The sequence below is a fragment of the Streptomyces sp. NPDC059456 genome (assembly GCF_042750055.1).
GTDB lineage: Bacteria > Actinomycetota > Actinomycetes > Streptomycetales > Streptomycetaceae > Streptomyces.
The window spans coordinates 1-2,446 of sequence record NZ_JBHYVA010000955.1 but is presented as its reverse complement, the minus strand read 5'-3'; the positions used below and the strand labels follow the sequence as shown (position 1 = coordinate 2,446).

Annotated in this window: 3 protein-coding genes; 1 reads left to right on the top strand and 2 read right to left on the bottom strand. The window is 73.6% G+C overall.

What is annotated here, in order from left to right; all coding sequences use genetic code 11:
- Positions 1-33 precede the first annotated feature (33 nt).
- On the bottom strand, positions 34-681 hold the full coding sequence (locus ACFXA3_RS41005) for a 3'-5' exoribonuclease domain-containing protein (RefSeq protein WP_385196329.1): 648 nt from the start codon (positions 679-681) through the stop codon (positions 34-36).
- Positions 682-742: 61 nt separating this feature from the next.
- Complete coding sequence (locus ACFXA3_RS41000) at positions 743-1,597, bottom strand: SDR family NAD(P)-dependent oxidoreductase (protein WP_385196326.1); 855 nt, start codon at positions 1,595-1,597, stop codon at positions 743-745.
- A gap of 77 nt (positions 1,598-1,674) precedes the next feature.
- Between ACFXA3_RS41000 and ACFXA3_RS40995 the strand changes: the two genes are divergently transcribed.
- Positions 1,675-2,271 carry a TetR/AcrR family transcriptional regulator gene (locus ACFXA3_RS40995; RefSeq protein WP_385196324.1) on the top strand — a complete coding sequence of 199 codons (597 nt, stop codon included), beginning with the start codon at positions 1,675-1,677 and terminating at the stop codon, positions 2,269-2,271.
- Positions 2,272-2,446: the final 175 nt, after the last annotated feature.

Sequence of the window (2,446 nt, the reverse complement as noted above, 5' to 3'; positions counted from 1 at the left end):
CGTTCCGAGACCGCCCCCCCCCGCCGGGGCGACTCAGCCGGTGGGGCGGGAAGGGCCGGACCCCTTGCGTGCGGGGTCCGCGGCGGACGGGGGCGTCCAGAGCATCAGATTGCTCATCAGTTCCGCCTGCTCGACGGCGTCGTCCAGTGCGTGGTGGGTGTGCGGGCGGGCGGAGAGGAGTTCGCGCGGCATCCGGCCCTTGACCGCGGCGCGCAGCGGGACCCCCGCCTTCGTCGCGTACAGGGTCTTCATGTCGAGGCACCCGGAGTGCCCGAAGGGGCTGTCGTCGCCGAAGGCCATCAGGTACCAGTACAGGAAGGTCCAGTCGAAGGAGGCCGGGTAGCCGCACATGACGGGCTGCGCGCCGGCCTCCGCGGCCACGGTGCGCACCCACGCCCGGAAGGCGTCCATGGCCGCGAGGGGGTCGGCGCCCTCCCGGAGCAGCCGGTCCCGGTCGAGCCCGCTGACGGCGAGCGCCTCGGGGACGAACCGGTCGCCGACCGGGCGCAGTTCACGGTAGAAGGTGTGCCGCTCCGGGTCCGCGGCCGTATACGAAGCCCCGTCCTGGCGCCCCGCGACGGCGGCCCCCAGGCTGAGCATCGAGTAGGGCCCGGGGATCGGGCCGTCGGCCTCGATGTCGACGGAGATGTAGAGGCCGGGGCGTGCGGCGCGGGCGGGCATGGACGGGATCATGTCAGCCCGGAGCCGCCGCGCCCATCCGGTTTTCCGGCTCCGGATCCCGCTACGCGCCGGCCGGGGCGGCACTGCGGGGCGAGGACATCCGGCCGACGATCCCCACGACCATGCGGCGGCTCGCGAACCGGCCGCTCAGGGTCATGATCCGGTTCAGCGCACCGGAGACCACGCTCGGCGGCGGGTTCTTGCGGTCCAGGGCCCGCAGCGCGGTGCGCACGACCGCCTCGGAGGTCTGCATGCGGGTGCCCGCGGCGGCGTCCTGCGAACCGACCACGTCGAAGAACTCCGTCCTCGTCGCGCCCGGCGACAGCGCGAGCACGCGCAGCCCGGTGCCCTTGGACTCCTGCCAGAGGGCCTCGGTGAAGCTGAGCACGAAGGCCTTGGTGGCGCCGTAGACGGCCATGTTCGGCACGGGCTGGTAGGCGGCGGCGCTGGCGACGTTGACCAGGACGCCCTCGCCCCGGCTGCGCAGTGCGCCGATGAAGGCCCGGCTGATGTCGACGACGGCCGTCATGTTGAGGGCCGTCTCCTGGCGGAGCCGCCGCGGGTCCTCCTCGTGGAAGCGGCCGTACGTGCCGAAGCCGGCGTTGTTGATCACGCTGGAGACCGTGATGCCGCGCCGCTCCGTCTCGGCGGCCAGCAGTTCGCCGCAGCCCTCGGCGGACAGGTCCATGGCGATCGTCTCCACCACGACGCCGTGCGCCTCGGACAGCTGACCGGCGAGTGCCTTCAGCCGGTCCTCGCGGCGGGCGACGAGCACGAGGTCGGAGCCCCGCGCGGCGAGCTGGCGCGCGAACTCGGCGCCCAGGCCGGAGCTCGCGCCGGTGATCAGGGTGGTCCTGCCTCGGTAGTCGACCGCGTTCACGGTGGCCTCCTGGGTGTGGATGACGGCGTAGTCCATCACTGTATGCCTGCCTGGCAGTAACTGCCAACCGGACAGTGAGGTGCAGATTGGCGGACCGCCTATATGCTGGCCGGATGGGGACCACCGCAACGCAGCAGACCCTCTGGGACCGCTCCCGCCAGGCGGTGGTCGCGAGCATCTACGACACGGCCATGCGGCTCTTCGCCGAGCAGGGCTACGAGGCGACGACGATCGCGCAGATCGCCAAGGAAGCCGGCATCTCCCAGCGGTCGCTGTTCCGGTACTTCGGTACCAAGGAGGACATCGTCTGCGGCGAGCAGGAGGAGCTCGGGGAGCTGCTGCGCGCGACGGTGGAGGCCCAGCCCGCGGCCGCCACGGCGTGGGAGGCCCTGCGCGCGGGCTTCGTCGTCCTCATGGACGCGCACGGAGAGCCCGGGCAGCTGCTGGAGATCACGACGATGATCTTCGACACCCCGTCGCTCCGCTCCCGCTACACCCAGAAGCGGCTGCGCTGGCAGGAGATGGTCCTGCCCGCCGTCGCCGCCCGCATGGGCGCGGGGGAGGGCCCGATCCCCGAGGTCCGCGCCGCGGCGGTCGTCGCGACCGTCTTCGCCTGCGTGGACGCCGCCACCGAGGCCTGGGTCCGCAGCGGCGGCAGCGCCGACCTGCCGGTCCTGTACGACGAGGCGCTGGCGGCCGTACGCGGCTGAGGGCGCGCGGGTAGGCACGAGCGGGCGCGGGTACCTGCGAGCGGGCGCGGCTGCGCGTACGGGAAGCACGGGAAAGGGGGGCCGCGGCGGGCGCCGCGGGCGGCCGCACCCCCCCCGCCCCGCGCAGGGGGGGGGCGGGGATTAACAAATCCGGGCCCCCGCGACCCCCTGCGAG